We start from the raw sequence: 24,800 nt of genomic DNA on the forward strand, positions 1-24,800 counted from the left end.
TCCGCCGGGGACAAGACGTACGCTGTCGGCTACGGTAAACCGCCGGGGAGGGAGATTCTGTTTGTCAACAAAGCCGTCGTAGATGCCGGAATATTCGGTATTTTCGCCGGCGCCAAAGGAAGCCAGTATAGCTTCTTTTACTTCTATGTTAGCCTCCCATCCGCCTCCCCTGGGTTCTGCGGCGCGGACTTCGCCCTCTTCAAGCTGATCTAAAATGATTTCCCAGTTGTTGTCACTCATAGTGTTTAACTCTTTTATTTGTCAATTAGATTTCTTTCAACTAAATAATGATAATATAAGCCAGAGGCTTATAGCGCCCTGGAGTATCGGTTCAATCAGTCGTCATTCGTTTTGTCATACCAGTCCGAGATCATTTGATCTGCATTTTTCAATAAACTGATATCACCCAGTTCATCTTCGGTCAGCGGGGGACGCAGCACAGAGGAAGAAATCCAGCCTTTCTCTTTGAGCAGCACTTTGACCGGCACGGGGTTGGGAGCCTCAAACAACAGATCCGCACACTCCTGCCAGAGCGGGAGCAGTTCCGGTCCACGTCCCTCCATACACCACTGCACGTAGCGGTGTACGGCTTCCGGCCACACGTTCGAGGCTACGGAGACCAGCCCCGTGCACCCGGCCATCGCAAAGAAGGGGGTCATGGCATCGTCACCGCTGTAAAAAGCCAGCTCCGGCGCACTTGCGCTGTATTTCTGAAAGTCGGTTATGCTTCCACTGGCCTCTTTAACCACCTCAAAATTCGGATGTCCCTGCAGCTCCATAAGCATCTCAACACTCATTCTAACGCCCGTTCGGGAGGGGACGTTATACACCATGCAGGGCTTGCCGGCGGCGTCCAAAAGCGATTTAAACCACTGGGTCTGCCCCTTTGCACCCGGTTTGGCGTAAAGCGGTGTGACCAGCAGAAAGGCGTCGATCTCAAACTGGTGGCAGTATTCTATCCACTCCAGCTGGTCGCGGAGGTTGAAGCCCCCTACGCCTGCCATCACAGGGATATCAATATTCAGGCTCGAGGCGGTCTTGATGACCTCCTTTTTATCTTCCAGACCCAGGGCCAGTCCCTCTCCGGTACTTCCCAATACCAACACGCCATTACCGGCCTCATCCTGTTTATGGATCAGCGACGCCAAATCCTCCAGGTGGAGTTCGCCATTCTCGTGCATCGGTGTAACTACCGCGGTCCAGGTTTGTGTATCTGTAATCTTCATGACTGTTGCATTATGTAATCAAAAATAGTGGAGAAATCGTGAAATCCGGGCTCAATCTCCGGTTTTGTCAGCTGTTCCGCTGCCCAAACAGCACCCTGGGCAAAGATTTTACGGTCGTGGGCCTGGTGTTCCAACCGGATGGATTCGGTTTCCGTTTTTACTTCAAGCCGGTGGATCCCTTTGACATCCCCCTTCCGTTCGGAGCTGATCTCCGCCTCGCGTCCCAGCCACTCCTGCCACGACAGGGCCGTTCCGCTGGGTGCATCCTGTTTATGAATATGATGGATCTCATGAATATGGAATGAGGGATCCGTCAACACCGGGGAACTCTGTCCAATAACTTTCAGACAGCGGCGTACGATGCTCATACCCAGGCTGAAGTTGGCAGCATGAAGCCATTTTATGCCCTGTATCCGCAGGCGTTTGTCCAGATCTTCCGGCCATTCATAGCCGGTTGTCCCCCACGCCGCCGGAATGCCCGACGTTATCAAAGGTTCAACCAAATCCTCGACGGCAGCGCCCGGCACGAAAAGAATAGCGGCATCAGCTTGGTTCAATGCGTTGGCCGTCGGCTTCTGCGAGGAGTTAAAAGGTCCGACCACCTGTTCATCATCTAATATTTCAACAACTTTTCCACCGGTTTTTCCGGTTCCAATAACAGCAAATTTTGTCATTCCCCAAAAAATGTTCGTTTAAAAATAGAGTGGTAAGTATAACCTTTTCAAACTCTATTTTCATACCATTTGCACAAAACCCCAAATATAATGTAGATTCCGAGTCTAATCCAGATTTCTCATCCCCGAAAGTTCCGGGATTATGTGCAAGTCCACCGGATTCCAAATGTTTTCTGCATGCAAGGGACGGGCGAACGATTCGCACATCACTCGAAGCCTTTGGCTTGACAGCGTCCGGGAAGGCAACGCGGCGCAGGGACCGGTCTCGCGATTTCAACCGGCCGATAACGCCGGCATTGGCCAAAAGAACGGCTTTGCAAAAGGCCTCATTATCAATAAATAGAGAAACTATGCATATATTTTTTGCTGCTCCGGTCTTCACCAACGATGCGGTGGTTTTAGGTATCCTGCTGCTTATACTGGCTTTAATTTTCATTACGTCCAGCAGCGACAACCCCAGATGGCAAAAATTCTATACGTTTGTCCCCTCCCTCCTGCTCTGCTATTTTATTCCATCCATCTTTAATTCACTGGGACTGATCTCCGGTGAGGAATCGAATCTCTACTTTGTGGCTTCACGCTACCTGCTGCCGGCAAGCCTTGTGCTGTTAACGCTGAGCATAGATTTCAAAGGCATCATCGGTCTGGGTCCCAAGGCCATTATCATGTTTCTGGCGGGGACGCTGGGTATCGTTATCGGGGGACCCCTGGCCGTGTTGACGGCCGGTTATTTTTCGCCGGAGCTGGTGGGCGGGGAAGGTCCGGAAGCCCTGTGGCGCGGACTCTCAACGGTTGCCGGCAGCTGGATCGGGGGCGGAGCCAACCAGACGGCCATGTACGAAGTCTTCGATCCCAGTGACAACCTGTTCTCAGCCATGGTTACGGTGGATATCATCGTGGCCAATATCTGGCTGGGCTTCCTGCTCTATGGCGCCGGCATTTCCGAGCGGATCGACCGCTGGTTTAATGCGGATGCCACCCCCATCACCGAGCTGCGCAAAAAAATTGAGAACTATAAGGCGAGTATTGCCAGAATACCCACACTGGCCGACCTGACCAGCATGGTGGCCGTTGCTTTTGTAGTTACGGCAGTCGGACACCTCGGAGGCGATGCTATTGCCCCCTGGATTGCCGAAAATGCCCCGCAACTCAGCCAGCTGAGCCTCGATTCCCGTTTTTTCTGGATTATCGTCATCGCCACCACGGGGGGACTGCTGCTCTCTTTTACCCGGGCGCGGAAGCTGGAAGGGGCCGGTGCTTCCAAGGTGGGGAGTCTGTTTCTGTATATGCTGGTTGCCACGATCGGGATGAAGATGAATGTGCTGGCAATCTTCGAGAGCCCGGGCTTTTTCCTGATCGGGCTGATGTGGATCCTGATCCATGTGCTCATTCTGTTCCTGGTTGCCAAGCTTATTAATGCTCCCTTCTTTTTTATCGCCGTGGGCAGCCAGGCCAACGTGGGCGGTGCGGCCTCGGCTCCCATTGTGGCCTCGGCCTTCCATCCCGCCCTGGCACCGGTGGGAGTTCTCCTGGCGGTGCTGGGCTATGCCCTCGGCACCTATGCGGCCTACCTCTGTGCCCTGATGATGCAGTTTGTGAGCTGAACTGAGTCATAAGTAGAAAGTAAAAAGTATTAAATGGGGAACCTTTGGACCTACTACTTTCTACTTTTTACTATTTAGCCCTGATTTCCATTTCCAGGATCTTTATCTTTCGTGTTCATAAAAGGGCTTTGGAAAACCGGGAATGTTGGTCCATCTCCAGGCCTGAGCATCAAAAGCCTGAGCGAGTTCAAAATCGCAGCATATAAATATAGATAGATATTATATATATGAGGCCGATGCGGGGGTTTTGAATGCGCAAAAAAAATGCACGGATTGGCTAAAAGAGCGGTATTACAAGACGCTCTCATATTTAAAGTTTTATTTATTTTATTCATGCGTATCCTGAAATTTATTGGCGCCGCCGTCGGTTCCCTTCTGCTGGTCTTCCTGATCGTCTTCGGCTTTAACCTGAATGCCCTCTTTACCCTTTTTGAAAACAGCGATGACCTGCAAGAGGGACAGGAATGGGTATCGAGGACCACCTCGCTGAAAGGACTTACCGAATACATTGGCGAACATCCCCGGAATACCGCTGTAGTCTCGCGGTCTGCAACCAACCCGGATACCGTTATCTCTTATGGGGCGGATCAGCCGCACACCATGGGCACGCTCTCGAATTTTTTCCTGATAACAACCTACGCCCGCCTGGTCGAAAATGATTCCCTCGACCCCGGCGAGCGTATTCCCCTGAAAGAGGTGGATGCCTACCAGCTTCCCTATATCGATGCCACCAACCACGAGGATGCCAAAGCAGCGCTCGAAGACGAGGGAGCTGTTACCTCTGATAGCGAAGTTGCCCTGGGGGACCTCATCCAGGCGGGTATTATTTTTAATGATCTGGCTATTTCCGATTACCTGTATTACCGGCTGGGAGAAGAGGCCATCACCCATACCTATAAACAACTGAAACTGCAGCATACCGACCGGCCCCTGCCCTTCTCCGGGCTCTACATAACCATCAATCCGGCCGCACACGACACCGTTGCCCGTGCTCACCTGAAGCATCTCAGCAACCTGTCAGACCAGGAGTTCCGGGAGGCGGTTTTGACAAATGCTCAACAATACCAGGCGGATACTGCATTCCGCAACCGTATTGAGGATCTCTTCAGGGCATCGCAGGGACTTGCCATGCAGTTTGCGGACCGCCGGGATGCACTGGGCTTTTTTCCACAGTCAACCGCAGGCGAGCTGTCCGGGCTTATGATCCGACTTCAACAGGACAGGCTCATTTCGCCAGCCGTATCAAAACGGGTCAGGAGTATCATGTCCTGGCCCCTGGAACGACAAAGTTTAAACAGCGACTTTGATTTCTACGGCGCTATTTACGATAATCGGATGGGACTGCTTAACGGACTGGATTACGGGGCTTCGACCTACTCGCAGGAGCCGTTCGGTCAGGCCGTTTTCTTTGATTCCCTGCAGGTTGGCCTCTGGTTTCATATGAGCAGTAATATGATGCACCAGGATTTCCAGCAGCGCCTGATGTGGGATCCGGCCCTGCGCGAGACCACCCTCCGGCAGCTTACTAATAACTGAATTATTATGATTATCTTTACCCCTCTCAATCTTCAGCACATCAATGAATAACTTCTGCTATGGCAAATTCAACCAATAAAGTAACGGAATCGGTTCGCGGGGGTATCACCCTCGGTTCGGCACTGGCCATTGCTATTTCGTGGTCGGTCAATGAGTCCATCCTCTGGGCGATTATTCACGGCTTACTGAGCTGGCTCTACGTTCTCTATTACGCCCTTTTTTACTAACGGACTGGATTGCACACACATGAACTCTTATAAATTTCTTTACCTTGTATGGCTGATTCCAGCCACTTTTACCTTCCTCTGTCTTCACCAGGGCATGGTCTGGTACGGCATCGTCGATACGTACGAAAACGGCGACAGCTATACTGCGGAAGTTATCGATTATGAACTGAAACAGATAGCCGCTCAAACCAACGGTTATATCGTATTGCGCTTTGAGGATCAACAGGACCGGGAAATACAAAAAAAACTATCGCTGCCGGTGGAGATGGCGGGACAGCTGCAGCAGATCCGGGTGGTGCCCATCCGTTATCAAGCCGGTGCCTTCCAGGAAATTGTAATGATGCCCACCTACAGAACCCAGAGGGGATTGGTACTGACCAACCTGGCCATGGCGATCGTAGCCCTGTTCATTACCGTGATCATTGCGGTGGTAGTACATCGCTATGCCGGCAAAAAGGCACGGGAAGGGACCGAACAACTTGAAATAGAAAGAATCGATCACTGACTCCCATGAAGAACAACGGCTCTTCTTCCGATCGGGGGACCCTCTACCTCGTCCCCAACACGCTTGGCAAAACACCCGAGAACAACACCATTCCCGAATACGTGCTTACTATCATACGCCGGCTGGATGTCCTGATTGTGGAAAATATCCAGACGGCCTCGCGTTACCTGCAGTGGGTGGGAGACACCATCCCCGACTATGAAATTGACTTCCTGCTGCTAAATAAAAAGACGCCGGTGCATGAAATCGCCTCTTTTTTGGATCCGCTGAAACAGGGACGCGATGCCGGACTCTTATCCGAAGCGGGGTGTCCCGTGATTGCCGATCCCGGTTCAGAACTGGTAAAGATGGCTCATGCCCAGGATATTCACGTATCACCGCTGGTGGGCCCCTCTTCGATTTTGCTGGCTTTGATGGGGTCCGGCTTTAACGGGCAGGAGTTTGCCTTTCACGGCTATCTTCCTATCGACCGGGACAAACGGCGCCAGGCCCTGCTGGATCTGGAAAAAAAGGCCCGAAAAAGCACTCAGACCCAGATCTTTATGGAAACGCCCCATCGCAATGATGCGATGGTCAAAGATATTATCGCCCACTGCAGAGACGACACCCGTTTCTGTACGGCTACGAACCTGACGCTGCCCGGCGAGCGTATCATTTCCCAGCCTATCCGCCGCTGGAGACAGGATTCGGGTCCCTCTTTACATAAAGAACCGACGATTTTCCTGCTATCCTCTTAAACTGTCCGTCAGCGGGCGCCGGCTTCCTCCAACATATGCACGATGTCATCGTGCTGGTGATAGCTGGCCTGGTCTTTAGCCGACCATCCCCGGTCGTCATGAACTTCCACATCACTGCGATGCTTAATCAGAAGCTGCACAATTTCATAATGGCCGTTACTGGACGCCCAGTAGAGAGCGCTTGTCCCCCGGTTGTCCCGCACATTCACATCCGCTCCCTCATCAAGCAGATATTTCACGATTTCAGTATGTCCGTGCTTGGCTGCTTTCATGAGAGCCGTTCGCTTATGCTCATCACTGGTGTCAACATCTGTTCCCTCCGAGAGGTGTCTCCTTACTGCTTCCATATCTCCATTTTCCGCAGCTTCCAGAAAGGCGTTTTCTTCCATAAATAAACCTCCGTTTCTATATTTTTATAGGTAGGATGTAGTTTTATTGTAATTGATAAAACAGCCATAATCAACTTTTTGAAAGGAGTATTTGAATTTTTTGGCGGGAATAGGAAAAAGTTCCCGTCCCGGTGTAAACGGAGTCCGGAAAACCGCAGGTTTCTACGGCTCTGTGAATCCCACAGTTCCTGTTTTTCGGGAAACCATTCTCCAACCGTGGAGGCTGACAGTCGTAGCTTTGTCATACGGCCATATCATATGACGCTTCTTCCTTTTTTTCTTGTGCAAATATTACTTAATTTGAAGCAGTAAAGTTTATCATTCTATAACCAATACGAGGTAAGGTGACTCAACAAGCTACTGGCTCCGGAAATTATGGCCGTTTATATGGTCAATTTTTTTTAGTAGTTATACTAAGTTGTCTTTTTTTAACGAGCTGTAACACGCTTTCACAAGCCCAGAAGAATGCTGGCAATTCCCTCACCCACCTTTCTACTGCCGTTCGAAGCGATGGAAAGGGGCAGGTCGTACGGTTTAATATGCAACAGCCGGCCGATTCTTTTCGGGTATACCAGCCCGAGACCCATCTTATCCAGCTTGCTATTTTTAACGATAAGATAGATCCTGAAAATATTACCGTTCCAGACGAATCATCGCTCTTTGGCGAGGTCCAATTTTACGATATCCCCAACGGTATCGGTGTGGATATATGGCTTAACCCGGATAACTATTACGAAAGTCAATTTTATCCGGATGCCGAAAGTGATGATTTATTACTGGGACTCAGCCATACAGATCGCCAGGTTTTGGAACAGCAGACACAGGGATTGGCAGCCATACGGTGGACGGAATCCCCCTTCCCTCCCGACAGCCTGCAACCGGAAGAAGAACCTCTGCCGGAAAACACCAATTACGACAGGGTGAAAGATAAGATGAAGTTTGACGTGGTTGTCCTCGACCCGGGACACGGCGGACATGATACCGGGGCCATTGGTCATAATAATATACTGGAAAAAAAGGTCGTGCTGCAGATTGCCGAGAAAGTGGGGGGCTACATCAATGAACACCTGCCGGATGTTGAGGTGGTATATACGCGTGATGACGACCGTTTTATAGAGCTTGAGGAACGCGGACGCATAGCCAACCGTCAAGAGGGGGATCTTTTCGTGTCTATTCACTGCAATTCCAACCACTCCCGGCAGCCCTATGGTTCGGAGGTCTATTTCCTCGGACTGGAGCGAAGTCAAACGGCCCTTGAAGTGATGAAACGCGAGAACAAAGTGGTACGCGCCGACAGTAATGTTGAGCAGAAACAGCTCAGCCAGGAAGAACTGCTGATCTATGAACTGGCCAACAGCGGATATATCTCGACCAGTGAACGCATCGCCGGAATGCTTGAGCACCAGTTCAGTGAGCGCGCCCAGCGCCGGTCCCGGGGCGTCAAACAGGCTCGATTTGTCGTGTTGTACCATGCTTCCATGCCTGCGGTACTGATTGAAACAGGATTTATCAGCAACCCCAATGAAGCACAGTACCTTACCACGGAATACGGACAGAATATCATGGCTTCGGCCATTTTCAGAGCGATCCGGGATTACAAGCAGCAGTACGAACGAAATTACCAACTGCAGACAGAATAACCGTCCCTTTTGGAACCATTAATTATTGGCGTAGCAGGCGGAAGCGGATCCGGTAAAACGACGGTGGTCCGCCATATTATCGACACCTTCGGAGAAGAATGTATCCTCCTGCTGCAGCACGACTCCTACTACCGGGACCTGAAGCACCTTCCGTTCCGTGAGCGGACCCAGCAAAACTTTGATCACCCCTCGTCGCTGGAAACCGAGCTTATGATCCGTCATGTCAAGGAACTAAAAAAGGGCTACCAGGTCGAAATCCCTATCTATGATTTCACCAAACATATCAGGAAAGAGGAGACAAGGCTGGTCGAACCCAGGGATATTATCCTCCTCGACGGAATTCTTATTTTCAATGAAAAAGAACTCCGCGAGCTAATGGATATCAGGCTGTATGTGGACACCGACGACGATATTCGCCTGCTCAGGCGCATCCAGCGTGATATTGTGGAGCGCGACCGTGAATTGAAGAACGTCCTCCACCAGTATAAAAAGTTTGTGCGTCCCATGCACCTCGAATTTGTGGAACCCAGCAAACGATATGCCGATATTATCATCCCGCGCGGGGGACAAAATAAAGTGGCCCTGGATATGGTCAATGCCCTTATCCATGATCACCTGAATTGACCAAGGGGTATGTTTTTTGCTATACTCGCCTTATATTAATTCAATAAACGTTGAGCATTAGCACTGGAACAGCCAAGCCGATAATTTATTTGTATGGATTTAGCATCAAAGACTGCAGTTATAACAGGAGCAAGCGGCGGAATCGGAGCAGCCTTCAGCCGGGCACTGATCAGCAAAGGCGCTACCGTTTACGGCCTGGCCCGCAGCGCTGATAAGCTGGGGCAGCGACAGCAGGAACTGGGCGATCAGTTTGTCCCCGTAACGCTGGATGTCACCGACCACGAATCGATTGACCGGTGGATCCAGCAAACGTTTGGCGATGACCATCCGCCCGATATACTGATTAATAATGCGGGACTGGGCCGCTTCGGGGATGTGGATACCCTGCCCCTCGAGGATTGGGAGGCCATGATCAACACCAACCTGTCCGGCATCTTCTACATGTGCCGCCAGATAGTGCCCCTGATGAAGATTAACGAAAACAGCTGCCATATCATTAATATCGCATCTATCGCAGGTAAGGTAAGCAATCCCCAAATGTCGGGCTACAATGCTTCCAAATTCGGAGTGCGGGGGTTCAGCGAGGCGCTGTTTCAAGAACTGCGCTACGACGGCATCAAGGTAACCTGTTTTTATCCGGGCTCCATACAAACCGATTTTTTTAGTGATGCCAATAATTCCGAATCGCACGCAAATATGATGCAGCCCCGGGATGTGGCCGGGGTGCTTGTGAATGTGCTGGAAACACCGGATAATTTTCTGATCAACGACATCACCATGCGTCCGCTGAACCCCAAACATCCGGCGGAGCAATAACCCATGATCAGACGGTACTGCCTTGTCATCCTGTTATCAGCACTCGCTGCGGGATGCAGCGAATCGCCGGAAAAACCTGAAATACTTGTCGATGAAGAGACCTATATCTCGTTGCTGGTTGAGCTCCAGCTGGTCCGCACCTATTCTGAAACGGATCGCATGGATGAGGCGGCGGCGGACTCGCTTCGAGACAAAATATTCCGGGAATACGGTGTCTCCGACAGCGCTTTCTGGGAAAGCCATGAATACTACCAGCAATTTCCACAGGCACAGAAAAAACGGGTGGAAGAGGCTATCGAGCGGCTCCGAAAAGATCGAATGGAAGATCCGGACCGGCCGGCGGGGACACAGCGTTAATCGTTGCCCCGTGCTATCCAGATATACGTTTCGGCATCTGCTGCCACCTTTTGCTCGCGGATCAGGTGACCGAGCGATTTCTTAACGCGGTCTTTACTCCAGCCGAATTGACGGCAAAGGTGACCCAGCGTCTTTCCTCCTTTTTTCAGGGACTGTTTAATCGTCAGCAAGTCAGAATCCTCCAGGTACGTGACCGGCTGCCCCATGCTCAGGCAGTTATCGCAGTGTCCACAGGCCGAAACCCCTTCTTCACCGAAATAACGGCGGATATAGACCTCCCGGCAGTTTTCGGTCTGGATATATCCACGCATGTAATCCAGTTTCTTCAACAGGATATCCCGGTGTCCTTCCAGCTCTTCTTTGCCTAATCGCAGGGACGACTGCCGCTCATCCACCAGTTTTACCAGCGGCGATTCGCCAATAAAGTTGTAGTTCAACATCTGGTCGTGATCCTGCAGCACCTGCAGCCCTTTCTTGACGGCATTGGATGAGATATCCAGCTTCTTCCGCAGGTAATCGAAATCTAAAAATTTCATCTCCCCAAAAGCTTCGGCTCCGTACTGCCGGAGTAGCGTATCTAAAAAAAGTGCTTTTCGCTGGTTGCCCGATGCCTTGATCCTCTGGCGTATATAATCGCGGCTTGCAATAAATCGAATCCCGACCTGTGGCGTCACATGCTCAACCAGCCGGATGATACCCAGCTGGCTGAGCACTTTCAGCGCAGAACGACAGATACGGGTTGTAAAGCCGGAACGCTGTACCAGTGCTTTTACCGAAACTTCCTGCATCTTCTCCATTTCCGCACCGACTGCCAGTTCGAGGCTGTCGCAGAGCACATCATACAGATGCTGAAGCTGCTTTCTTCCGGGATACGATTCTTTAATGCGCTGCCCTGCCACCGCCAAATCGGACGGTTTGAACAGGAGCAGCGGGTAACTTTCCATGCCATCCCTTCCCGCTCGTCCCGCCTGCTGGTAATACGCCTCCAGCGTATAAGGCATCACATAATGAATGACATAGCGGCAATCGGCCTTGTCAATACCCATCCCGAAGGCACTTGTGGCGACAACGATAGGCAGTTGTCCCCCGATCCACTGCTCCTGAATGCGCTGCCTTTCCCCCGCTTCGATGCCCGCATGATAGGCCTTTGCCGGGATACCAACCCTTTCTCCAATCTTTTGTGCCAGTGTTTCACAGTTTCTGCGCGTACCGCCGTAGATAAGCCCGGACCCCATATCTCCCGCCCTTTTTACAGCCTCCAACAGCTTTTTTTCCTTTTGGTGAGTGGGCGTAACCCACCACTTGAAATTGGGTCTTTGAAACCCCTTTGATACAATAACCGGATCCTCAAACCCGAGGGTTTCCCGGATATCCCTGCGCACTTCCGGGGTGGCGGTGGCCGTCAGTGCAATCCAGGTTACCGAATCGGCGATGGTTTCGAAAGCGGAACGAATCTCCCGGTAAGCGGGACGAAAATCATGTCCCCATTCCGAAATGCAGTGCGCTTCGTCAATGGCGATCAGATCGATATCAAGCCGGGACAGCTCGGCTTCCCAGATCGGGGACTGCAGCCGTTCGGGCGAACAGTAGAGCAGGTCGTACATCCCGTTTCGTGCATTCGCCAGGCGCTGTTCGATCTCCCATGAAGAAATCGCACTGTTGATGAACGTTGCCGGGATACCCCGCTCCCGGAGCTGCTGGACCTGGTCCTGCATTAATGCTATCAACGGGGAAATGACGATCGTCAACCCCTCGAAGACGACGGCCGGCAGCTGGTAACAAAGCGACTTGCCGCCCCCGGTGGGAAAGAGTACCAGGGTATTCTTTCGCTCCAGGACAGCATTGATAACCACATCCTGCCCTTCACGGAAGGCGGGGTAGCCCCATTTTTGCTCCAAAATATGCCGGGCCTTCGCCATCTGTTCTTTGTTCATCGAATACCATCGAATGCTGAGGATTAAAGAAAGTACCTGAAAAGTCCAGATTATAATCCAGCAGTTCAACTACTATTTTTCATAAGGTCTAAAAAAATCTTGTATTTTCTTGTATAAGACATTATAATTACCCTCTATGAAAGCAAGCGGAACATATACCCCTTTATTCTTCGACAGGCCACCTGTTGATCCCTTTCCTGTGTTTCCGATTCGGCAGCGGCCGCGGGCCCTTCCGGGCTCATAAACATCTTCTTTGCGGAGGGTGCATCATGTCTTTACTCAACCGCAATCTCACCTTACCGATCAACAACTCACTCTTAACAGCAACGATTCTTTGTTTGCTGCTGTCTGATATAACACTAACTTTTGTAGTATGAATATTCGTATAACCGTTGCTGACTCGCAACACGTTTCTCACGCAGAGGAGATCTGCAAGCTGATGGAAGAAGCGGCCAAACAGCGGGGCACCGGTATCGCCAAACGCAAACCAGAGTATATTAAAGCTAAAATGGAAGAGGGCAAGGCGGTCATAGCGATCGACACCGAAGGCGATCATCTTGCCGGATTCAGTTATATTGAAAGCTGGGACGACAAAAAGTATATCGCCAACTCGGGACTGATTGTTCACCCGCACTACCGCAAGATGGGACTCGGAAGGCGTATCAAGAAAAGAATCTTCAAGCTTTCGCGAAAAAAGTACCCGAGTGCCAAAATTTTTGGCATTACGACGAGTATGGCCGTTATGAAGATTAACTCGGATATGGGGTACAAACCGGTTACCTTTTCGGAGCTGACGCAGGATGAGGAATTCTGGAAAGGCTGCCAAAGCTGTCCCAATTACGACATTCTTACCAATGAAAATCGCAAAGATTGTCTTTGCACGGGGATGCTGTACGACCCTGAAAAAGAAAAGAACGAAGAAACGGCGGATAAACGCACCCGGTGGAAGAGATTCAAGCGATTTCTCCGGCTGCACCAGAGAAACCTTCAACGAAAAACAAAACAGCTTTTAAATTTAACAAGCAATAATAATGACTGAAAAAAAGAAAATTGTCCTGGCCTTTAGCGGGGGACTCGATACCTCCTATTGCGTGCCTTATCTTAAGGAGCAGCATCAGGCTGAAATTCATACGGTGCTGGTGAATACCGGCGGGTTTGACCGGCAGGAACTGGCGGATATCGAGCAGCACGCTTACAGCCTGGGCAGCGATACGCACCGGACCCTTCATAAGACGGACGACTATTACCAAAAGATTGTCCGTTTCATGATCTTCGGAAATGTCCTGAAAAACAATACCTACCCCCTGTCCGTAAGCTCTGAACGGGTGTTCCAGGCCGTAGCCATTGCAAAATATGCGCTGGAGGCCGGGGCCGACGCCCTCGCCCACGGCAGTACGGGGGCGGGCAACGACCAGGTCCGGTTCGACCTTATCTTTAATGTCATAGCTCCTGATCTGGAGATTATCACCCCCATCCGCGACCAGCAGCTGACGCGGGAAGAAGAAGTCGCTTTCCTTAAAGAACACAATGTCAAAATGAACTGGAGTGAGGCTAAATACTCCGTCAACAAGGGACTCTGGGGCACCAGCGTGGGGGGAGCGGAGACGCTGACGTCCGACCAGCCGCTGCCCGATGAAGCCTATCCCAGTCCCCTCCGCGAGGAAGAGCCGCGAACCGTCAGCCTGGCGTTTGAAGAAGGAGAACCGGTAAGCATCGACGGGAAGGAGTATGATCCCATCGAACTGATCCGAACACTGAATGAGATCGGATCGGCTTACGCTATCGGCCGTGATATTCATGTAGGCGATACGATTATCGGCATCAAGGGCCGCGTGGGCTTCGAGGCGGCGGCAGCTATGCTCATTATCAAGGCGCATGAGCAGCTGGAAAAACATGTACTAACCAAATGGCAGCTTTACTGGAAGGATCAGCTCTCCGACTGGTACGGCATGATGCTCCATGAGGGACAGTACCTGGACCCGGTCATGCGCAATATCGAAGCCTTCCTTTCAGATACCCAGTCGACGGTAAACGGGAGCGTCTCCCTCAAGCTCTCGCCCTACCGGTTCGACATCGAGGGCATATCCTCGCCCAATGACCTGATGAATGCCAAGTTCGGTGACTATGGAGAGATGAACAACGCCTGGAGCGGGGAGGACGTGAAAGGATTTGCAAAAATATTATCCAACCAAATTAATATCCACCAATCCGTAAATAATTATGATTAACGTAGGTATTGTCGGGGGTACGGGATATGCAGCAGGCGAACTGTTGCGTATTCTGCTACATCATCCCAAAACAGCGATCCGCTTCGTATACAGCACCAGCAAAGCGGGCGAACCGGTTACCTCGGTGCACCAGGATCTGATCGGGGAAACGGAGCTGGCATTCAGCCATGAACCGGATCCCGATATCGACCTGCTGTTTCTGTGCATGGGACACGGTAACTCACATGCTTTTTTGGAGGCTCATGATATTGCGGACGAAACCCATATCATCGATCTGAGCCGCGACTTTCGTCTCGCTCCCGATCAGACGTATGGCGACCGTTCCTTTATCTATGGGTTCCCGGAGCTGCAGAAGGAGGCCATCAAGAACGCCGAGAATGTCGCAAATCCCGGTTGCTTCGCCACCGCCATACAGCTGGCCCTGCTGCCGCTTGCCCACAGCGGGAACCTGCAGCACGACGTGCATATCCATGGCATCACCGGATCCACGGGAGCGGGCAGTTCACCGAGCGCAACCACGCATTTCAGCTGGAGAAACAACAACGTCTCAATCTATAAGGCACTGCGTCACCAGCATGCCGGTGAAGTCCGCCAAAAGCTGCAGCAGGTATTCCCTGATTTTGACAAGGAGCTGAATTTCATTCCCGTACGGGGAAATTTTACCCGGGGGATTTTTATTTCGGCCTATACCAAATGGGACCCTTCGCTGGCAAAAGCGCAGTCGCTCTATCAACATTATTACCAGCATTCCCCCTTTGTGCACCTCAGTAATGCACCCCTGTACCTGAAGCAAGCGGTCAATACGAACAAGGCCCTGCTTCACCTGGAAAAAGAAGGCGACAAGCTGCTTGTCACTTCTATCATCGACAACCTGCTTAAAGGGGCCTCCGGACAGGCGGTAGAAAATATGAACCTGATGTTCGGCTTCGACGAGACCATGGGTCTCCAGCTCAAACCCTCAAACTTTTAATATAGAATATGGAATATGGAACTCTTTGACGTCTATCCCCTGCTTGATCTGGAACCGGTAAAAGCACAGGATCACTATGTCTTTACGGCAGACGGGACCAAGTATCTCGACTTTTACAGCGGACACGGGGTTATTTCAATCGGGCACTCCCATCCCCATTATATCAATGAAGTAAACAGCCAGCTTCGCGATATCGGCTTTTATTCGAACTCGGTTAAAAATCCCCTCCAGCAAAAACTGGCTGAAAAACTCGGGCGGATCTCCGGTTACGAAGATTATCAGCTGTTCCTGAGCAACTCCGGGGCCGAAGCCATCGAGAATGCTTTAAAGGTAGCTTCCTTCCATAATGAGAAATCGAAAGTCATTGCGTTCAAAGGCAGTTTTCACGGGCGAACGTCAGCGGCGCTCAGCATCACCGACGGAGATAAATACTCCGCCCCGATCAACAAGGGAAGTGAAGTTACCTTCCTGGAGCTCAATGATGGTGACGGGCTGGAACAAGAATTAGTGCAGGGCGACGTCTGTGCCGTTGTGATCGAAGGCATTCAAGGCATCGGGGGCATCAATATCCCGGATGACAAATTCCTGCGGGCCGTCCGTGAACGCTGCACAGAAACCGATACCCTGCTGATATGCGATGAAATTCAGTCGGGCTACGGGCGAACGGGGTCCTTTTTTGCGCACCAGCATGCCGGTATCAAGGCGGATATCGTTACGGTTGCCAAAGGCATGGGCAACGGCTTCCCGGTGGCAGGTACGATCATCCAGTCCGACATCGAACCTTTTTACGGGCAGCTCGGGTCTACCTTCGGGGGCAATCATCTGGCCTGTGCCGCAGCAACAGCGGTGCTGGACGTTATCGAAAGCGAGAATCTGATGGACCGGGCAACCCAGCTGGGCGATACCCTGCTTAACAGCCTGTCGACGCTTCCCGAACCCAAAGAAGTAAGGGGAAGAGGATTGATGATCGGCATAGAATTTCCGTTTGCCGTCAAAGAGCTTCGCCGGGTCCTCATTGAGGAGGAACATATTTTGACGGGCGTGTCTTCCGACCCCAACGTCCTGCGCCTGCTTCCCCCGCTGACCATCACGAGAAACGAAGTAGCCACCTTTTTAGACGCACTGAAAAACGCACTCTCACTTAGCAAAGTATCATGAACCATTTTACGTCAATCGAGGATGTCGATCACCCGCAGAAACTGGTACAACAGGTTATTGAGCTGAAAGATAATCCGCTGTTCTCTGAAAGAGGGAAACAGAAGACCGTGGGACTCATATTCTTCAATCCCAGTTTGCGGACCCGGCTCAGTACGCAGAAAGCCGCACTGAACCTGGGAATGGATGTCATCGTACTCAATATTAATAAGGATTCGTGGAAGGTCGAGTTCGAGGACGGAACGGTCATGGATGGCGACACGCAGGAACATATCAAGGATACGGTCAAAGTCATCAGCAGCTACTGTGATATCCTGGGCGTGCGCTCCTTTGCAACCCTTAAGGACCAGCGGGAAGATTATGAAGAACGCGTGTTAAACAATTTCCTGAATTACTCGTCCGTACCGGTCATCAGCCTGGAATCGGCGACCCTGCACCCGCTGCAGTCCCTTACCGATATGGCGACGATCGCCGCATCGGGCATACCCAAGCCCAAAGTCGTGCTTAGCTGGGCTCCGCATCCCAAAGCCCTGCCCCAGGCCGTGGCCAATTCTTTTCTGCAGTGGTCCCCCGCCATCGATGCCGATGTGGTGTTGGCCCATCCCGAAGGATACGAGCTTTCCGATACATTTGCCGGGGGCATTTCAGTCACCCACAACCAGGAAGAGGCCTTCGCCGATGCCGATTTTATTTATGCCAAAAACTGGTCCAGCTACACCGCCTACGGAGAGACCCCCGCTGTAGACGGGGACTGGACCATCACGGCCGGGAAGATGGAGCTTACCAACCGGGCGCAGTTCATGCACTGCCTTCCGATCCGGCGCAATGTCGTGGCTGCGGACAGCGTCATTGACCGCTCGCTTGTCTACCAGCAAGCCAAGAATCGTGAATACGCAGCACAAGCCGTGCTGCACAACCTATTGGAGACTTTATAATGCAGACGTTACATATTATTAAAATCGGTGGAAGTATTGCGAACAACGATCGCCGTTTAACCACCTTCCTCAAAAACTTTTCGGGTATGGACACCCCCAAAATCGTCGTTCACGGAGGGGGGACCGCCGCTACCGACCTGTGCAATAAACTCGGCATCCCGGTCCGGATGAAAGAAGGACGCCGTATCACCGACAAACCGGCGCTGGATGTAGCCGTTATGGTCTATGCGGGACTCATTAACAAAACGATCGTGGCCAAGCTGCAGAGTCTTTCATGCAATGCGCTCGGACTTTCGGGGGCTGACCTCAATATGATTCCGGCGCAAAAACGACAGCATCCGCGGGTAGATTATGGCTTCGTGGGGGATGTACAACCCGAAGACATCAATACTTACTTTATCAGACGCCTGCTGGACGAGCAGGTGGTCCCCGTTTTCCCGGCAATCACGCATGACGGTAAGGGACAGCTGTTAAATACCAACGCCGACACCATCGCCTCTGCGCTGACCATCGCCCTGACCAACCACTACCACACGCACCTGACCTACTGCTTTGAAAAGCCCGGGGTCCTTCGGGACGTGGAGGATGACGACTCCTGGATACAACAGATAGACCGGGAAAAATATGTCCAGCTCAAAGAACAGGGGGTCATCAACGAGGGCATGATCCCCAAGCTCGATACCGCTTTTGAAGCCCTCAGGAAAAAGGTCAACAGTGTGCATATCAAGCATGTCGACAACCTGCTAAACGACAAGGGGACCGAACTTACCTTATGAGCCAGCTATACGCAGAAACCATCGATCTGTTAAAACAACTTATTGCCACTCCCTCCTTTTCAAAAGAGGAAAGAGAAACCGGAGATATAATACAGCAATTTCTGGAGGACCACGGAGTCGCTACCCACCGGCATAACCATAACATCTGGTGCGTCAACAAGCATTTTGATTCGTCCAGGCCGACGATTTTACTGAATTCTCATCATGATACAGTCCAGCCCAACTCGGACTACAGCAAAGATCCGTTTACCCCTGTCGTGGAAGACGGGAAGTTATTCGGGCTGGGTTCCAATGATGCGGGGGGACCGCTGACAGCGCTGATCGCCACCTTTATTCACTTTTATTCCAAAGAGAACCTAAACTATAATCTTGTTTTGGCGGCCACGGGAGAGGAAGAGATCTCCGGGGACAACGGCATCGTTTCTATCCTCGACAAAATACCCGCCATCGATTGTGCCATAGTAGGCGAACCCACTCAAATGCGCATGGCCGTAGCCGAAAAGGGGCTGATGGTGCTGGAATGCACCGCAAAAGGGGTCAGCGGACATGCGGCCCGCGATGAGGGAAAGAACGCTATCTACATAGCTCTCGAAGATATTGAATGGTTCAGGACCTACCGGTTTGAAAAGGTATCGGAGATACTGGGTCCCGTTAAGATGACTGCTACCGTCATCCAGGCGGGCAGCCAGCACAATGTGGTGCCCGACAGCTGTACCTTTACGGTTGACGTGCGCAGTACCGATGTGCACGACAATGCCGAAATTCTGGATATTGTCGATGCGCATATTGAATCGGATATCACCGCCCGGTCGATCCGGCTGAACCCCTCTTTTATTCCACTGGATCATCCTGTTGTGCGCTCCGGTGACAAGCTCGGGCTGCAGCAGTATGGCTCTCCCACCCTTTCCGACCAGTCGGTTATACCGGTGCCCTCATTAAAAATAGGCCCGGGCAAATCCGCCCGCTCCCATACGGCAGACGAGTTTATCCTGCTGCGGGAGATTGAGGAAGGAATTGAAACGTACATCAAGCTGCTGGATAATGTTCTCCGTAATAATAATGCATAGGTATTTGTATTTATATATGCATTCAATTTTATGCTTTCGACGACGCAACGGAATAATGAAAAATCGGGAAATTAAAAATGAAAAATCGGGAAATTAAAAATTAAAAATTAAAAATTAAAAATTAGGAATTAGGAATTAGGAATTAGGAATTAGGAGTTTGGAATTAAAAATTGACCTGTAGCGGGGCTTAGCCGGGACATCCCGCTTTCTATAGGAGTCCGCAAGACCGCGGGACGCGATACTTAATACTTTCTACGATATACCTTCTACTAACAATCTAACTTCTACTAAACAACCTGCGACTCAATCCACAACGATTAACCGAAAACAACCATGAAACTCTGGAATAAAGAACAGCAAGAAACCAGTGCTATTATTGAGCAGTTCACGGTCGGTAATGACCGTATTCTGGATCTGGAAATTGCTGAATACGACCTGCGCGCCTCTAAAGCACATGCCCGGATGCTGCATAGTATCGGGATTTTATCCGATGAGGAACGGGATGACCTTCTCAGGGAACTTGACCGGTTACTGGTGGAAGTGGAGGAAGGATCGTTTACCATTGAAGAAAAATTTGAGGACATCCACTCTAAAATTGAGTATGAGCTGACCCAGGCACTGGGACAGACGGGCAAAAAGATTCACGCGGGCCGCTCCCGCAACGACCAGGTGCTGGTTTGCCTGCATCTGTATGCCAAAGATCAGATTCTCGAGATAAAGAGGTTGGTCAGGGAACTGTTCGAGCGGTTGATTTCGCTGAGCGAGCAGCACAAGGATGTTATTATTCCGGGCTACACGCATATGCAGGTGGCTATGCCCTCCTCTTTCGGCTTATGGTTCGGGGCCTACGCCGAGTCGCTGATTGACGACCTGCACATGCTCAATGCGGCTTACCGGGTGGCTGATCAAAACCCACTGGGCTCTGCGGCCGGCTTTGGCACTTCCCTGCCGCTGGACCGAACCATGACCACCGAAGCGCTGGGTTTTCGCACCCTGAAGTATAATTCCGTAGCTGCCCAGATGAGCCGCGGAAGGCTGGAGAAGATGACCAGCTTCGCGCTCAGTGCGGTAGCGGGTACGCTTTCCAAAATGGCGATGGACGTGTGCCTGTATATGAGCCAGAATTTCGGCTTCCTCACTTTTCCCGACGAACTGACGACCGGCTCCAGTATTATGCCTCACAAAAAAAATCCGGATGTTTTCGAGCTGGTCCGCGCCAAGTGCAACAGTGTTCAAAACCTGCCCAGTGAACTTACGCTGATTACCAGCAACCTGCCCAACGGCTATCACCGGGATTTTCAACTGTTGAAGGACACCTTCTTTCCGGCCGTGGAAACCCTCAAGTCGTGCCTCAGTATCAGCCATTTTATGTTTGGGCACGTGCAGGTTAATGCCAATGTGATTTATGATGATAAATATGACTATCTGTTTAGTGTGGAAAAGGTCAATAAGAATGTTATACGGGGGGTCCCTTTCCGGGAGGCCTATCGCAAGGTGGGCGAAGCGATTGCCAAGGGAACCTTTCGTCCCGATAAAAAACTGAAGCACACCCATGAAGGCAGTATCGGCAATCTCTGCAATGAGGAAATAAAAGAAAAGTTTAACCAGGCATATAGAAGCCTTTGAAAAACCAGTGATTTTGGTCGAGATCAAGACCAGAGGAAGGTTGGTATCGCAGCATATAACTCATATGTGAGAAATTCAACCGACCGATAGCGCTGACATTGGGCAAAAGAGCGGTTTTGCAAAGGCTACATATAATCAATCTTAAACCAAACAGAAAACACTATGAACACGAAAGTTGCGATTCTCGGTGGAGGAAATCTGGGTACGGCACTGGCCAAAGGCCTTGCCCGCACGGAAGAAGCCTCCTCAAAATATGATGTCACGATAACCCGGCGAAATGCCGATCTCATTCGCTATCTCGAAGACGACGGTATTACCGTCACTGCTGATAATACCGCGGCGGTAGAAGAGGCTGACCTGGTTATACTGTCCGTTCAGCCGACCCAGATAGAAGACCTTGTAAATGACATAAAATCCGTTTTAGACCCGCAACAACATATTCTCATTTCGACTATGGCCGGGGTAAACGATGAAGATATTACCGAATTGACCGGTTCCGGATTTCCGATTTTTCGCGTGATGCCCAACACGGCTGCCGCTATAAACCAGGCCATGACCTGCGTAGAAAGAACCCCGCACAAGGAGGCTGAAAAAAAGGTAATAGAACTTTTTGAGTCGCTCGGCAAGACGCTGCTTATCAATACGGACCTTATGGAAGCAGCAACCGTACTGGGGGCCTGCGGTATCGCCTTTTTCCTGCGCTACATCCGCGCCGCTTCACAGGGGGGGATCGAAGTCGGCTTTCATGCGAAAGAGGCCCAGCTTATCGCTTCGCAGACGGCGCTCGGGGCTGCGGCGCTGCTTCTGGACTCCGATAACCATCCCGAGCACGAGATCGACAAGGTAACGACGCCCAAAGGCTGTACCATTGCGGGACTGAATGAGATGGAACATAACGGACTGAGTTCAGCGCTGATTAAAGGAATAAAAGTTTCGTATGAGATGATAGAAAAAATACGCTGAGCCTTCTGCCTTCCATCGGGGCAATGGACCGGTTTTATACCTCTGCTTTTATACCCCCTCGCCGGCGAGCGTCGCTTTCACATAATCGCGGCGCATTTCGGCGATGGCCGAGATAGAAATTCCCTTGGGACAAACGGCTTCGCATTCGGCGTAGTTCGAGCAATCCCCGAAGCCTTCCTTATCCATCTGTTCGACCATGGCAACCGTACGCCGCTTCCGCTCCGGCTCGCCCTGGGGCAAGCGGTTCAGGTGCGCCAGCTTTGCGCCGGTAAAGAGGGAAGCAGATGAGTTCGGGCAGGCCGCCACACACGCCCCGCACCCGATACAGGTGGCATAATCAAAAGCGGTATCTGCAACGGATTTATCGACAGGGGTGGAATTGGCATCCGGCGCCGAGCCCGTTTTGATGGAGACATAGCCCCCCGCTTCGATGATGCGGTCAAATGCACTGCGGTCCACGATCAGGTCTTTAATAACCGGGAAACTCTTCGCCCGGAAGGGTTCGATGACAATCGTATCGCCGTCATTGTAATTGCGCATGTGCAGCTGACACGTACAGGTCATTGCTTTGGGCCCGTGTGCACGGCCATTAATCATCAGGTTGCAGGAGCCACAAATACCCTCGCGGCAATCATAATCAAACTCGATGGGCTCTTCCCTGCCTTCGGCAACGATCTGCTCATTCAGAACGTCGAGCATCTCCAAAAAAGACATGTGTCCATTGACGTTATCAAGGGTATAGTCAACCAGCTTTCCGGGTGTATCCGGTCCCTCTTGCCGCCAGATTTTTAAGTAAATGGTAAATGTGTCAGCCATAATGCTTTGCGTTTTGCCGCGCTGAGACCAAACCCAACACTATGGTGAGATTCAGCGTCGCTGCGGCCTAAAATTACTTGTAACTTCGTTGTTTCAATTCTACAAATTCAAATTCCAGATTCTCCTTGTGGAGCTTTTCCTGCAGCTCACCGTTTACGCCCTGAAACTCCCAGGCAGCCACATACGAGTACTCTTCATCGTTTCTCAGGGCTTCCCCCTCTTCCGTTTGGTGCTCCTCGCGAAGGTGACAGCCGGCGGACTCATCCCGGTGGAGGGCGTCTTCCGCCATCAGCTCTCCCAGTTCCAGGAAATCGGCTACGCGTCCCGCAAACTCCAGGTACTTGTTGAAATTAGCCGCCTCACCCGGCACACGCACGTTTTCCCAGAATTCTTTGCGGAGCGCCCGGATTTCCCGGATGGCCTGTCTAAGGCCCTCTTCGCTGCGCGAAATTCCCACCTTGTCCCACATAATCTGTCCCAGCTCCCGGTGGAAATCGATCACGCTCTTATCGCCCTGGACACTTAGTAATTTATCAATATGCTGCTGGGCATTTTCAGCGGCTTCGTCAAAAGCCTCGTGACCGGTATCGATCTCATCGATATTCGCATCCGCGATATAATTGCCGATCGTATACGGGATGATAAAATAACCGTCCGAGAGTCCCTGCATGAGCGCACTGGCCCCGAGCCGGTTGGCCCCGTGATCAGAGAAATTGGCCTCGCCGGCCACAAACAGCCCGGGGATGTTGCTCATCAGGTTGTAGTCGACCCACAATCCCCCCATCGTGTAGTGCACGGCAGGGAAAATACGCATCGGTTCTTCATAGGGATTGTCGCCGGTAATGTTTTCGTACATTTCGAAAAGATTGCCGTACTTCTCCGAGATGGTTTTCCGTCCGTCGCGCTCAATGGCATCCGAAAAATCAAGGTAGACCGCTCGTCCCGTCGGACCCACGCCCATCCCTTCATCACAAACGATTTTGGCATTCCGGGAGGCCACATCCCGCGGCACGAGATTTCCGAAGGCGGGGTACTTCTCTTCCAGATAATAGTAACGCTCCTGCTCCGGTATGTCATTCGGGTGCCGGCCGTCCCCTTTCTTTGCAGGTACCCAAACGCGTCCGTCATTGCGCAGACTCTCACTCATCAGCGTCAACTTCGACTGGTAATCTCCGGAAACCGGGATGCAGGTCGGGTGAATTTGCACGTAACAGGGGTTTGCAAAGCCGGCACCCCGCTTGTGGCAGCGCCAGGCGGCCGTCACATTTGAATTCTTGGCATTGGTCGACAGGTAGAAAGCATTTCCATACCCGCCGCTGGCCAGCACCACGGCATCGCCCATCCAGCGCCGGATCTCCCCGGATACGAGGTCCCTCGTCACAATACCGCGGGCTTTCCCGCCGGCTACCACCAGGTCCAGCATTTCGTGGCGCGTGTGCATCTCGATATTGCCTTCATGCACCTGGCGCATCATCGCCTGGTAGGCTCCCAGCAGCAGCTGCTGGCCCGTTTGTCCCCGCGCATAAAAGGTGCGGGATACCTGGGCACCGCCGAACGAACGGTTGGCCAGCAATCCCCCGTATTCCCGGGCGAAAGGAACACCCTGCGCGACTGCCTGGTCAATAATTTCGTTTGATATTTGAGCCAGCCGGTAGGTATTGGATTCCCGCGAACGGTAATCCCCGCCTTTGATGGTATCGTAAAACAGCCTCCAGATAGTATCGCCGTCATTGGGATAATTTTTGGCGGCGTTAATCCCCCCCTGGGCAGCAATACTGTGCGCCCGCCGGGCCGAATCCTGGATACAGAAGCTCTTTACATTATAGCCCAGCTCGGCCAGGCTCGCCGCGGCGGATCCGCCGGCCAGGCCGGTACCCACCACGATGATATCATGATTGCGCTTGTTGTTGGGAGCAACCAGTTTAATATCCTTTAAATGCCTGGACCATTTTTCTTCTAAGGGCCCGGAAGGAACTTTTGAGTCTAATTTCATAA

Annotated in this window: 25 protein-coding genes and 1 pseudogene; 19 read left to right on the forward strand and 7 right to left on the reverse strand. The window is 51.6% G+C overall.

Annotated features, from left to right (window positions below; genetic code table 11):
* The 3 genes and pseudogenes from ACESLU_RS00625 to ACESLU_RS00635 form a co-directional block, all read right to left on the reverse strand.
* Positions 1-240: pseudogene (locus ACESLU_RS00625) on the reverse strand (2,3,4,5-tetrahydropyridine-2,6-dicarboxylate N-succinyltransferase); the annotation flags it as partial.
* A 95-nt stretch (positions 241-335) separates the two neighbouring features.
* Positions 336-1,226, reverse strand: coding sequence for a 4-hydroxy-tetrahydrodipicolinate synthase (dapA, locus tag ACESLU_RS00630; protein ID WP_372633679.1), 891 nt, complete (start codon positions 1,224-1,226; stop codon positions 336-338).
* Entirely contained in the window at positions 1,223-1,900 is a 678-nt protein-coding gene (locus ACESLU_RS00635; protein ID WP_372633682.1) for a dihydrodipicolinate reductase C-terminal domain-containing protein, read from the reverse strand. The genes dapA and ACESLU_RS00635 overlap by 4 nt, the downstream gene beginning before the upstream one ends.
* Positions 1,901-2,066: 166 nt before the next feature.
* Between ACESLU_RS00635 and ACESLU_RS00640 the strand changes: the two genes are divergently transcribed.
* From ACESLU_RS00640 to ACESLU_RS00665, 6 genes are all read left to right on the forward strand, one after another.
* Positions 2,067-2,243, forward strand: coding sequence for a hypothetical protein (locus ACESLU_RS00640; protein ID WP_372633684.1), 177 nt, complete (start codon positions 2,067-2,069; stop codon positions 2,241-2,243).
* Between the two features lie 7 nt (positions 2,244-2,250).
* Positions 2,251-3,504 (forward strand): DUF819 domain-containing protein, encoded by a 1,254-nt coding sequence (locus ACESLU_RS00645; protein ID WP_372633687.1) that lies wholly within the window; start codon positions 2,251-2,253, stop codon positions 3,502-3,504.
* Positions 3,505-3,837: 333 nt separating this feature from the next.
* Positions 3,838-5,040, forward strand: a complete 1,203-nt coding sequence (locus ACESLU_RS00650; RefSeq protein ID WP_372633690.1) for a hypothetical protein — start codon at positions 3,838-3,840, stop codon at positions 5,038-5,040.
* A 59-nt stretch (positions 5,041-5,099) separates the two neighbouring features.
* A complete protein-coding gene (locus tag ACESLU_RS00655) occupies positions 5,100-5,267 on the forward strand; it encodes a hypothetical protein (RefSeq protein WP_372633692.1) in 168 nt (55 codons plus the stop codon).
* A gap of 19 nt (positions 5,268-5,286) precedes the next feature.
* Positions 5,287-5,772 (forward strand): hypothetical protein, encoded by a 486-nt coding sequence (locus ACESLU_RS00660; protein WP_372633695.1) that lies wholly within the window; start codon positions 5,287-5,289, stop codon positions 5,770-5,772.
* A gap of 5 nt (positions 5,773-5,777) precedes the next feature.
* Complete coding sequence (locus ACESLU_RS00665) at positions 5,778-6,509, forward strand: SAM-dependent methyltransferase (protein ID WP_372633697.1); 732 nt, start codon at positions 5,778-5,780, stop codon at positions 6,507-6,509.
* 8 nt (positions 6,510-6,517) lie between these two features.
* Here ACESLU_RS00665 and ACESLU_RS00670 read toward each other — a convergent pair whose 3' ends face one another.
* Positions 6,518-6,898 carry an ankyrin repeat domain-containing protein gene (locus ACESLU_RS00670; RefSeq protein ID WP_372633700.1) on the reverse strand — a complete coding sequence of 127 codons (381 nt, stop codon included), beginning with the start codon at positions 6,896-6,898 and terminating at the stop codon, positions 6,518-6,520.
* Between the two features lie 539 nt (positions 6,899-7,437).
* On the opposite strand from ACESLU_RS00670, the gene ACESLU_RS00675 reads away from it, so the two are divergent.
* From ACESLU_RS00675 to ACESLU_RS00690, 4 genes are all read left to right on the forward strand, one after another.
* A complete protein-coding gene (locus ACESLU_RS00675; protein ID WP_372633703.1) occupies positions 7,438-8,538 on the forward strand; it encodes an N-acetylmuramoyl-L-alanine amidase in 1,101 nt (366 codons plus the stop codon).
* A 9-nt stretch (positions 8,539-8,547) separates the two neighbouring features.
* Positions 8,548-9,162: a uridine kinase gene (gene udk / locus ACESLU_RS00680; protein ID WP_372633705.1), complete on the forward strand. Its 615-nt coding sequence runs from the start codon at positions 8,548-8,550 to the stop codon at positions 9,160-9,162.
* A gap of 93 nt (positions 9,163-9,255) precedes the next feature.
* A complete protein-coding gene (locus tag ACESLU_RS00685; RefSeq protein ID WP_372633708.1) occupies positions 9,256-9,978 on the forward strand; it encodes an SDR family oxidoreductase in 723 nt (240 codons plus the stop codon).
* A gap of 3 nt (positions 9,979-9,981) precedes the next feature.
* The gene (locus ACESLU_RS00690) at positions 9,982-10,335 is read left to right on the forward strand and encodes a DUF4296 domain-containing protein (RefSeq protein WP_372633710.1); all 354 of its coding nucleotides are present in this window, start codon (positions 9,982-9,984) and stop codon (positions 10,333-10,335) included.
* Here the strand turns inward: ACESLU_RS00690 and ACESLU_RS00695 are convergent.
* The gene (locus ACESLU_RS00695; protein ID WP_372633713.1) at positions 10,332-12,269 is read right to left on the reverse strand and encodes an ATP-dependent DNA helicase RecQ; all 1,938 of its coding nucleotides are present in this window, start codon (positions 12,267-12,269) and stop codon (positions 10,332-10,334) included. The genes ACESLU_RS00690 and ACESLU_RS00695 overlap by 4 nt on opposite strands.
* A gap of 373 nt (positions 12,270-12,642) precedes the next feature.
* Between ACESLU_RS00695 and ACESLU_RS00700 the strand changes: the two genes are divergently transcribed.
* The 9 genes from ACESLU_RS00700 to proC all read left to right on the forward strand — a co-directional run bounded on the left by ACESLU_RS00700 (position 12,643) and on the right by proC (position 21,989).
* Positions 12,643-13,308 carry a GNAT family N-acetyltransferase gene (locus ACESLU_RS00700; protein WP_372633716.1) on the forward strand — a complete coding sequence of 222 codons (666 nt, stop codon included), beginning with the start codon at positions 12,643-12,645 and terminating at the stop codon, positions 13,306-13,308.
* Complete coding sequence (gene argG, locus ACESLU_RS00705; RefSeq protein WP_372633718.1) at positions 13,301-14,497, forward strand: argininosuccinate synthase; 1,197 nt, start codon at positions 13,301-13,303, stop codon at positions 14,495-14,497. Before ACESLU_RS00700 ends, argG begins: the two co-directional genes overlap by 8 nt.
* Positions 14,490-15,467: an N-acetyl-gamma-glutamyl-phosphate reductase gene (argC, locus tag ACESLU_RS00710; protein WP_372633720.1), complete on the forward strand. Its 978-nt coding sequence runs from the start codon at positions 14,490-14,492 to the stop codon at positions 15,465-15,467. Before argG ends, argC begins: the two co-directional genes overlap by 8 nt.
* A 15-nt stretch (positions 15,468-15,482) precedes the next feature.
* Entirely contained in the window at positions 15,483-16,625 is a 1,143-nt protein-coding gene (locus tag ACESLU_RS00715) for an aspartate aminotransferase family protein (RefSeq protein ID WP_372633722.1), read from the forward strand.
* Entirely contained in the window at positions 16,622-17,557 is a 936-nt protein-coding gene (locus tag ACESLU_RS00720; RefSeq protein ID WP_372633724.1) for an N-acetylornithine carbamoyltransferase, read from the forward strand. The genes ACESLU_RS00715 and ACESLU_RS00720 overlap by 4 nt, the downstream gene beginning before the upstream one ends.
* On the forward strand, positions 17,557-18,333 hold the full coding sequence (argB, locus tag ACESLU_RS00725; RefSeq protein WP_372633726.1) for an acetylglutamate kinase: 777 nt from the start codon (positions 17,557-17,559) through the stop codon (positions 18,331-18,333). Before ACESLU_RS00720 ends, argB begins: the two co-directional genes overlap by 1 nt.
* Positions 18,330-19,400 (forward strand): M20 family metallo-hydrolase, encoded by a 1,071-nt coding sequence (locus ACESLU_RS00730; protein ID WP_372633728.1) that lies wholly within the window; start codon positions 18,330-18,332, stop codon positions 19,398-19,400. The genes argB and ACESLU_RS00730 overlap by 4 nt, the downstream gene beginning before the upstream one ends.
* A 333-nt stretch (positions 19,401-19,733) precedes the next feature.
* A complete protein-coding gene (gene argH / locus ACESLU_RS00735; RefSeq protein WP_372633730.1) occupies positions 19,734-21,026 on the forward strand; it encodes an argininosuccinate lyase in 1,293 nt (430 codons plus the stop codon).
* 162 nt (positions 21,027-21,188) lie between these two features.
* Positions 21,189-21,989, forward strand: coding sequence for a pyrroline-5-carboxylate reductase (proC, locus tag ACESLU_RS00740; protein ID WP_372633732.1), 801 nt, complete (start codon positions 21,189-21,191; stop codon positions 21,987-21,989).
* Between the two features lie 48 nt (positions 21,990-22,037).
* Here the strand turns inward: proC and ACESLU_RS00745 are convergent, their stop codons facing one another.
* Positions 22,038-22,805, reverse strand: coding sequence for a succinate dehydrogenase/fumarate reductase iron-sulfur subunit (locus ACESLU_RS00745; protein ID WP_372633735.1), 768 nt, complete (start codon positions 22,803-22,805; stop codon positions 22,038-22,040).
* Between the two features lie 73 nt (positions 22,806-22,878).
* Entirely contained in the window at positions 22,879-24,798 is a 1,920-nt protein-coding gene (locus ACESLU_RS00750) for a fumarate reductase/succinate dehydrogenase flavoprotein subunit (protein WP_372633738.1), read from the reverse strand.
* Positions 24,799-24,800: the final 2 nt, after the last annotated feature.

It is taken from the genome of Fodinibius sp. (assembly GCF_041642155.1).
Classification (GTDB): Bacteria; Bacteroidota; Rhodothermia; order Balneolales; family Balneolaceae; genus Fodinibius.

Excerpts from the sequence above, each read along its gene's own strand:
- argC (WP_372633720.1), top strand. The coding sequence starts at position 14,490 with ATGATTAACGTAGGTATTGTCGGGGGTACGGGATATGCAGCAGGCGAA.
- argH (WP_372633730.1), top strand. The coding sequence starts at position 19,734 with ATGAAACTCTGGAATAAAGAACAGCAAGAAACCAGTGCTATTATTGAG.
- ACESLU_RS00715 (WP_372633722.1), top strand. The coding sequence starts at position 15,483 with ATGGAACTCTTTGACGTCTATCCCCTGCTTGATCTGGAACCGGTAAAA.
- ACESLU_RS00655 (WP_372633692.1), top strand. The coding sequence starts at position 5,100 with ATGGCAAATTCAACCAATAAAGTAACGGAATCGGTTCGCGGGGGTATC.
- ACESLU_RS00700 (WP_372633716.1), top strand. The coding sequence starts at position 12,643 with ATGAATATTCGTATAACCGTTGCTGACTCGCAACACGTTTCTCACGCA.
- ACESLU_RS00650 (WP_372633690.1), top strand. The coding sequence starts at position 3,838 with ATGCGTATCCTGAAATTTATTGGCGCCGCCGTCGGTTCCCTTCTGCTG.
- ACESLU_RS00685 (WP_372633708.1), top strand. The coding sequence starts at position 9,256 with ATGGATTTAGCATCAAAGACTGCAGTTATAACAGGAGCAAGCGGCGGA.
- ACESLU_RS00745 (WP_372633735.1), bottom strand. The coding sequence starts at position 22,805 with ATGGCTGACACATTTACCATTTACTTAAAAATCTGGCGGCAAGAGGGA.
- argG (WP_372633718.1), top strand. The coding sequence starts at position 13,301 with ATGACTGAAAAAAAGAAAATTGTCCTGGCCTTTAGCGGGGGACTCGAT.
- ACESLU_RS00720 (WP_372633724.1), top strand. The coding sequence starts at position 16,622 with ATGAACCATTTTACGTCAATCGAGGATGTCGATCACCCGCAGAAACTG.
- ACESLU_RS00665 (WP_372633697.1), top strand. The coding sequence starts at position 5,778 with ATGAAGAACAACGGCTCTTCTTCCGATCGGGGGACCCTCTACCTCGTC.
- dapA (WP_372633679.1), bottom strand. The coding sequence starts at position 1,226 with ATGAAGATTACAGATACACAAACCTGGACCGCGGTAGTTACACCGATG.
- proC (WP_372633732.1), top strand. The coding sequence starts at position 21,189 with ATGAACACGAAAGTTGCGATTCTCGGTGGAGGAAATCTGGGTACGGCA.
- ACESLU_RS00635 (WP_372633682.1), bottom strand. The coding sequence starts at position 1,900 with ATGACAAAATTTGCTGTTATTGGAACCGGAAAAACCGGTGGAAAAGTT.
- ACESLU_RS00690 (WP_372633710.1), top strand. The coding sequence starts at position 9,982 with ATGATCAGACGGTACTGCCTTGTCATCCTGTTATCAGCACTCGCTGCG.
- argB (WP_372633726.1), top strand. The coding sequence starts at position 17,557 with ATGCAGACGTTACATATTATTAAAATCGGTGGAAGTATTGCGAACAAC.
- ACESLU_RS00750 (WP_372633738.1), bottom strand. The coding sequence starts at position 24,798 with ATGAAATTAGACTCAAAAGTTCCTTCCGGGCCCTTAGAAGAAAAATGG.
- ACESLU_RS00640 (WP_372633684.1), top strand. The coding sequence starts at position 2,067 with ATGTTTTCTGCATGCAAGGGACGGGCGAACGATTCGCACATCACTCGA.
- ACESLU_RS00645 (WP_372633687.1), top strand. The coding sequence starts at position 2,251 with ATGCATATATTTTTTGCTGCTCCGGTCTTCACCAACGATGCGGTGGTT.
- ACESLU_RS00695 (WP_372633713.1), bottom strand. The coding sequence starts at position 12,269 with ATGAACAAAGAACAGATGGCGAAGGCCCGGCATATTTTGGAGCAAAAA.
- ACESLU_RS00670 (WP_372633700.1), bottom strand. The coding sequence starts at position 6,898 with ATGGAAGAAAACGCCTTTCTGGAAGCTGCGGAAAATGGAGATATGGAA.
- ACESLU_RS00730 (WP_372633728.1), top strand. The coding sequence starts at position 18,330 with ATGAGCCAGCTATACGCAGAAACCATCGATCTGTTAAAACAACTTATT.
- ACESLU_RS00660 (WP_372633695.1), top strand. The coding sequence starts at position 5,287 with ATGAACTCTTATAAATTTCTTTACCTTGTATGGCTGATTCCAGCCACT.
- ACESLU_RS00675 (WP_372633703.1), top strand. The coding sequence starts at position 7,438 with ATGCAACAGCCGGCCGATTCTTTTCGGGTATACCAGCCCGAGACCCAT.